Source organism: Nocardioides insulae DSM 17944 (assembly GCF_000422825.1).
GTDB lineage: Bacteria > Actinomycetota > Actinomycetes > Propionibacteriales > Nocardioidaceae > Nocardioides > Nocardioides insulae.
The window spans coordinates 68277-74459 of sequence record NZ_KE383930.1; the positions used below are offsets into that span (position 1 = coordinate 68277).

Consider the following 6183-nt stretch of genomic DNA (forward strand, 5'->3'; position numbering starts at 1 on the left):
GACCCGCGCGGCAGCGTGGCGAGAGCCGCCGTGCCACGCTCCTGTCTTCCGGCACGCCCGGCGCAGACACGCTCGCGCCGTAAAACCCGCGCGGCAGCGTGGCGAGAGCCGGCGTGCCACGCTCCTGTCTTCCGGAACGCCGGCGCAGACACGCTCGCGCCATAAGAATTCAGTGCAGGAAGGTGAAGAGGGGGGAGTCGTAGGGGATCGTCTCGATCACCAGGTGCGAGGAGTCCATCCGCTTGAGCAGGCCGGGGAGTCCCTCGGGGCTGTCCAGGTCGATGCCGATCAGGGCGGGGCCGGTCTCCCGGTTGCTCTTCTTGATGTAGTCGAACACGACGATGTCCTCCCCCTCGGCGAGGACGTGGTCGAGGAAGCCGCGCAGGGCGCCTGGTTCCTGGGGGAAGCTGACCAGGAAGTAGTGCCGCAGCCCCCGGTGCACCAGCGAGCGCTCAACGACCTCGGGGTAGCGCATCACGTCGTTGTTGCCGCCACTCACGATCGCGCCGACGCTGGTGACGCCGTCCAGGTCGATCGCGCCGGTCTCGGCCAGGCTGAGCGCCGCGCTGGCGAGCGCGCCTGCGGGCTCGGCGATGATGCCGTCGGTCTGGTAGAGCTCCAGCATCTCGCTGCAGACCGCGCCCACTTCGACCGCAACGACGTCGTCGACCAGGTCACGGGCGATCTCGTACGGCGCATCGCCGACCTGCCCGACCGAGGCACCGTCGACGAAGGTGTCCAGCTGGTCGAGCCGGACCGGGCCGCCGGCGGCCAGGGCGGCGGTCATCGAGGCCGCTCCGACCGGCTCGACGCCGATGATCCGGGTGCTGGGCCAGGCGTGCTTGACCCAGGTGGCCACGCCGCCGAGCAGGCCGCCGCCGCCGACCGGCACGATGAGGACGTCCAGCGGCTCGTGGCGGGCGTGGGTGATCTCGAACCCGACGGTGCCCTGACCGGTGATGGTGCGCGGGTCGTCGAAGGGGGCGACGTAGGTCGCGCCGGTGCTGTCCGCGATCTCGTGGGCGGCGGCGCTGGCCTCGTCGTAGGTCTTGCCGACCAGGCTCAGCGTGATCGCCTCGCCGCCGAGCGCCAGGATCCGGTCGCGTTTCTGCTTGGGAGTGTTGGTGGGCACCACGATGTGACCCCGTACGCCGAGACGGGCGCAGCTGATCGCGACCCCCTGGGCGTGATTGCCGGCGCTGGCGCACACCACTCCACGGGCGAGTTCGTCCGGGGAGAGCCCGCTCATCAGGTGGAAGGCGCCCCGCACCTTGTAGGAGCGGGCGATCTGGAGGTCCTCGCGCTTGAGCACCACCTCGATGCCGTAACGCTCCGAGAGGCGCTGCGAGGCGTCGAGCGGGGTGCGGGTGGCGATGGTGCGCTCGGCGGCGCGGGCCACGTCCTCAGGCGTCACGATCACCCCGCCAGTGTCCACCCTCCGCGGCCAGCGGTCACAGCGGGCGCCGAGCCGCGAGACGGAGGTGTCCTGACTCTCAGCCCGGACACCCCGATCGTCGCCGCCGCGAGTGTCGCCAGGTGAGGGCGCCGGCGAGGCTGCGTGCCGAAGGGGGCGGAGGTCCGTCGAGGTGCGACGACGCGGCCGACGCAGCGTCGCCTCTCAGGCCTCCTGGGCGAACTGGCGGTGGTTCTGGATGACCTCGGCGATGATCACGTTGAGGATCTTCTCCGCGAAGTCGGGGTCGAGCCCGCTGCTCTGCGACAGCTCCTTGAGCCGGGCGATCTGCACGGCCTCGCGATCGGGGTCGGCGGGCGGCAGCCCGGCCCGGGCCTTGAGCTTCCCGACCGCCTCGGTGCACTTGAACCGCTCGGCGAGCAGGTGCACCAGGGCGGCGTCCAGGTTGTCGATGCTGCCCCGCAGGCGCAGCAGTTCGTCCATCGCACTCTCAGCACTCACCCCACCATCCTCCCCGACGCGCGCCGGCGGTGCCGCATCGATCCGCTCCGTGGGCCGACCGAAGCCGGCTCGCGTCATGCCGGGTAGCTCGCACCGTCCCATCTGCACAGGCCGGAGTCCGAGTGCGGCAGGTATCTGGCACCCGTCCGGCCGCTCCGAGGTGTCGTCGCCCCGTGCCCGATCACCACCGCCCGACCCTCACCGAGGGGAACCGATGAGTCGCAACAGTGTCCTGGCCGCCGTGGTCTTCCTCGTCCTGGGCGGTCTCACCTTCGCCCTGCTGGTCTTCGCCGCCGTCGGCCGGACGCCCGCAGACGAGGTCGAGCCGACCCCGCCGGCAGGTGCCGGACGGGTCGATCAGTGACCCCATCCGGGGCGGGCCTCCGGACCGGGTCAGCACTGCGCCAGCGGTTGTGCGCTATCTCACACCCGCCCGCCTGAGAGTGCTGAGGCCCTGGGGATGACGAGTTGCCGTCTCCACAAGAGCAGTTATGGTCTTCCCTGACGTACGCGTCGCGGTGCCCCGGGGGGAGTGCTGTCGCGTGCCACACCCCCCGACCAGCGGAGACACGTATTCATGGCTGCCCACCGAGCGAACTGCGAGCCGGACCACCGTCCTGGCACCGGTTCCCCGGAGACGCCGTACGTCGGCAAGCGCGCCCGCCGCGATGCCCCGCCGGTCGAGACCCCGCCCTCCACGCCGTACGTCGGCAAGCGGGCCCGCCGCGACGTCCCGGGCGGGAGCAGCCCACTCGCCCCGGCTCCGGTCACCTCCCAGCGGGTCGCCCCCGCGCCGATCGCCCCGCAGCGGGTCGCCCCGGCGCCGAAGCCTGCGGAGCCGCTCACCGCGACCGGTCGGTCGGTGGCACCGGCGGCCACCCGAGCTCCTTCCGCACCTGCCCAAGCCCACCCCCGGCCGCTGGAGCGGGTCGGCCGCGACGAGCTGCCCGGCGAGATCACTGCCGAGTTCGACGCGATCGTGGCGCGCCACGCCACGCAGGGAGCCTGGGGCGAGAGCGATTTCGCCGAGGACCCGACTACGGCGATGCCATGGGTCCGCGACGGCGGGGGCGAGCTCGCCCCCCTCGTCTCGACCGGTGAGTACGTCGGCCGACGCCGTGCCGAGCAGGACACCGCCCGACGGGGCCGACGCGGCCGCCCCGGGATGCCGATCGTGGTCGGCGTGGCGACTCTCAGCGTGGCCGCGGTGGGGGCCCTCAGCACCACCGGCGAGCAGGCCGAGACCGCCACGGCCGCGCCGATCCAGGCGTCCGGTGCCGTGACCGCCTCCGGCTCGGTCGGGGCCGAGTTCGCCGAGTCCGACCGCAACCCCACCATCAGCCGCAACCTCTCCCGCACCGATACGAGCGCCGACGAGGCCGAGGCCGCCGAGACCCTGGCCGCCGACCGCGAGCAGGCGCTCACCCAGCTCGACCAGCAGGCCAGCGGGCAGGCGGCGAAGCTGAAGGCCAACCAGTGGGGCCTGCCGGTCGAGGCGGGGGTCTACCACATCACCAACACCTTCGGGCTCTCGCGCTCCTACTACGCCAGCACCCACACCGGTCTCGACTTCGCCGCCCCGAGCGGCACCCCGATCCATGCGGTCGCCGGCGGCACCGTCACCTCGACCGGCTACGAAGGCTCCTACGGCAACCAGACCATCATCACCCTCGAGGACGGCACCGAGATCTGGTACTGCCACCAGACCTCCTTCGCGGTCAGCCCGGGTGACACCGTCGCGACCGGCGACGTGATCGGCTACGTCGGCTCCACCGGCAACTCGACCGGCCCGCACGTGCACGTCGAGGTCCGCCCCGGCGGCGGCGACCCGGTCGACCCCTACACCGCGATGGTCCACCAGGGCCTCCAGCCCTGACACGACCCTTCCGAGGGGTAAAACTTCTCGGGGCGTGGACAGCGCACCACCCGCCGGTTCCACGCTCCCCCGGCACGCTCCGACGCGGTCGTCCGCTGTTACCGGCGTCACGATTTAACGCGTCGACCCGTAGACGCCGCCCGGGATTCCCCATACCTTCGACGCACGCAATTCGCTTTTCGATCAGCCTGGGGCGTTCACCGCACATCCGCATCGTGACGTCCGGATGCAGTCGCATCCACCACGCCGACTCCACAAGAGACGGTGCCACACCAGCAGCCGGGGAGAGCCTCGCTACGCGAGCGCCGAAGGGGCAAGCACCCACAATCTCTCAGGCATCCGGACCCGTCTGCTGAGGAACTCTGGAGAGTGGCTCGGTCCCCGAGCCCGCCGAAGGGGTAGCGCCGAACGGCGCGGAATCTCTCAGGCTCCCGGACAGAGTGGGTATTCATCAGCCCGTGCGCTGTCACTCTCCCGAGGAGTACCCCTCATGTTCACCCCTCATACTGCTGTCGACCCCTCGTCGACCGACATCCTGGCGATCGCGAACCAGCCCTATCTGTGGGTCACCGCGGTCGGCGTCTTCGTGGTCATCGGTCTGCAGAGCATCATCTACTTCCGCGCAGCCCGGAAGGCCGGGCCCGAGGCCGGTCTGACCCGCCAGGAGAGCATCAAGGCCTACCGCGCCGGCATGGTCGCCTCCATCGGTCCGTCGCTGGCGGTCTGCCTGATCGCGATCACCCTGATCAGCGTCTTCGGCACACCGGCCGTGCTGGTGCGCATCGGTCTGATCGGCTCTGCCGCCTACGAGGTGGGTGCCGCCGGCATCGCCGCGAACACCCAGGACGCCCAACTGGGTGGGGACGACTACACCCAGCAGATCTTCGCCACCTCCCTGCTCGCGATGAGCCTCGCCGGTGCGATGTGGATGGTGGTCACCCTGATCGCCACGCCGCTCCTCAAGCGCGGCACCGAGCGACTGTCAGCGGGCAAGGGCGCCACCGCGATGGCGATCGTGCCCGGTGCGGCACTGCTGGGCGCCTTCGGCACCTTCGGCCTGCAGCAGATCGCCGCCGGCATGGGTCCTGCCCTGGTCACCGCGGCGAGTGCCCTGGTGATGGCGATCTGCCTGTTCATCGCCAAGTCCTTCAACCAGCACTGGCTGCGGGAGTGGGGGCTGGGCATCTCGTTGCTCTGCGGACTCGTGACCGGCCTGCTGCTGACCCAAGCCGGCATCGCCTGACCGCCCCGACGAAGAGGACCCTGATCATGTCTCAGACGATTGCAGACCGCTCCGCCGCCGACAGTTGGGCCGAGTTCGACCGCACGACGTCCCGCTGGGGACGCATCACCATGCTGGCCACCATCGTGGTCATGCTCGCCGGCCCCGTGATCCTGGCCTTCCAGGTCGGGTTCGAACCGCTCGCCACGCTCGGCTCCTTCCTGGCCATCGCCTCGGTGTTCGGCATCCTGTGGTTCGTCGAACCGTTGTCGTACTTCCCGATCCTCGGCCCGGCCTCGATGTACCAGGCATTCATGATCGGCAACATCTCGAACAAGCTGCTCCCCTCCGCGATCGTGGCCCAGTCCACGATCGACGCGAAGCCGGGTACGCGGCGTGGTCAGCTCACCGCCGTCCTGGCGATCTGCGGCGCGGCCACGACGCACCTCCTCGGCCTGCTCGTCCTCGTCGGGATCTTCGGCACCCTTCTCCTCCGGGTGATCCCCGACGAGGTCACTTCCACCGTCCAGGTCTACGTCCTCCCGGCGGTGATGGGCGGCGCGATCGTCCAGATGGTCTTCAGCAACCTGCAGCTCCGGGTACTGATCATCGCGGTCGCCGTGGGCGCCGTGGTGGTCTTCGTGCTGACTCCGTTGTTCCCGGTGATCGGCTACTTCGCGATCGTCCTGGCCGTGGTCTCCACGGTGCTGCTGGCGCTCTTCCTGCCCGGCGGGAACAAGCACCAACATGCCGAGGAGCTGGAGGCCGAGGATCTCAGCTGATCCCACCCGCGGTCCTGGCCGCCGCGACATCCCTTTACCCTCACGAGGACGACACGAGAGGAAACCATGACGTCCGTATCGAAGATCGCTCCGCTCATCGATGAGCTGGGCCCCCGTTTCACCCGACTCAGCGACGAGATCTGGGCCCACCCCGAACTGCGGTGGGAAGAGCACCAGTCGATGAAGAAGCAGATCGAGGCCGCCGAGGAGTTCGGCGCCCGGATCACCGAGGGTGCCGGCGGCGTACCGACCGCCTTCTCCGCCGAGTGGGGCTCGGGCGCGCCCGTGATCGGGTTCCTGGGCGAGTACGACGCCCTGGCCTCGCTGAGCCAGGAGGCCAGCTCCACCGAGCGCAACCCCGACCTCGAGAGCGGCACCGAGGCCGGCC

Annotated in this window: 6 protein-coding genes, 1 pseudogene and 1 riboswitch; of the genes and pseudogenes, 5 read left to right on the forward strand and 2 right to left on the reverse strand. The window is 70.4% G+C overall.

Features of this window, described 5'->3' with window-relative positions:
* Positions 1 to 169 precede the first annotated feature (169 nt).
* Complete coding sequence (gene ilvA / locus G515_RS0118635; RefSeq protein WP_245565478.1) at positions 170 to 1420, reverse strand: threonine ammonia-lyase IlvA; 1251 nt, start codon at positions 1418 to 1420, stop codon at positions 170 to 172.
* A gap of 198 nt (positions 1421 to 1618) precedes the next feature.
* Positions 1619 to 1897: a chorismate mutase gene (locus G515_RS0118640; RefSeq protein ID WP_051218599.1), complete on the reverse strand. Its 279-nt coding sequence runs from the start codon at positions 1895 to 1897 to the stop codon at positions 1619 to 1621.
* Positions 1898 to 2129: 232 nt separating this feature from the next.
* On the opposite strand from G515_RS0118640, the gene G515_RS23415 reads away from it, so the two are divergent.
* The 5 genes and pseudogenes from G515_RS23415 to G515_RS0118665 all read left to right on the forward strand — a co-directional run.
* Positions 2130 to 2279 carry a hypothetical protein gene (locus G515_RS23415; protein WP_157571197.1) on the forward strand — a complete coding sequence of 50 codons (150 nt, stop codon included), beginning with the start codon at positions 2130 to 2132 and terminating at the stop codon, positions 2277 to 2279.
* A gap of 213 nt (positions 2280 to 2492) precedes the next feature.
* Positions 2493 to 3791 carry a peptidoglycan DD-metalloendopeptidase family protein gene (locus G515_RS23970; protein WP_051218600.1) on the forward strand — a complete coding sequence of 433 codons (1299 nt, stop codon included), beginning with the start codon at positions 2493 to 2495 and terminating at the stop codon, positions 3789 to 3791.
* A 352-nt stretch (positions 3792 to 4143) separates the two neighbouring features.
* Positions 4144 to 4240, forward strand: a riboswitch (glycine riboswitch).
* A gap of 41 nt (positions 4241 to 4281) precedes the next feature.
* Positions 4282 to 5034 carry a DUF5058 family protein gene (locus G515_RS0118655; protein WP_028661374.1) on the forward strand — a complete coding sequence of 251 codons (753 nt, stop codon included), beginning with the start codon at positions 4282 to 4284 and terminating at the stop codon, positions 5032 to 5034.
* A 26-nt stretch (positions 5035 to 5060) separates the two neighbouring features.
* A complete protein-coding gene (locus tag G515_RS22370) occupies positions 5061 to 5795 on the forward strand; it encodes a hypothetical protein (RefSeq protein ID WP_157571198.1) in 735 nt (244 codons plus the stop codon).
* 66 nt (positions 5796 to 5861) lie between these two features.
* Positions 5862 to 6183, forward strand: a pseudogene (locus G515_RS0118665) (hypothetical protein); the annotation flags it as partial.

What these genes read in the sequence shown, in the direction of transcription:
- G515_RS23415 (WP_157571197.1), top strand. Translation starts at nt 2,130, where the DNA reads ATGAGTCGCAACAGTGTCCTGGCCGCCGTGGTCTTCCTCGTCCTGGGC.
- G515_RS22370 (WP_157571198.1), top strand. Translation starts at nt 5,061, where the DNA reads ATGTCTCAGACGATTGCAGACCGCTCCGCCGCCGACAGTTGGGCCGAG.
- G515_RS0118640 (WP_051218599.1), bottom strand. Translation starts at nt 1,897, where the DNA reads ATGGACGAACTGCTGCGCCTGCGGGGCAGCATCGACAACCTGGACGCC.
- G515_RS0118655 (WP_028661374.1), top strand. Translation starts at nt 4,282, where the DNA reads ATGTTCACCCCTCATACTGCTGTCGACCCCTCGTCGACCGACATCCTG.
- G515_RS23970 (WP_051218600.1), top strand. Translation starts at nt 2,493, where the DNA reads ATGGCTGCCCACCGAGCGAACTGCGAGCCGGACCACCGTCCTGGCACC.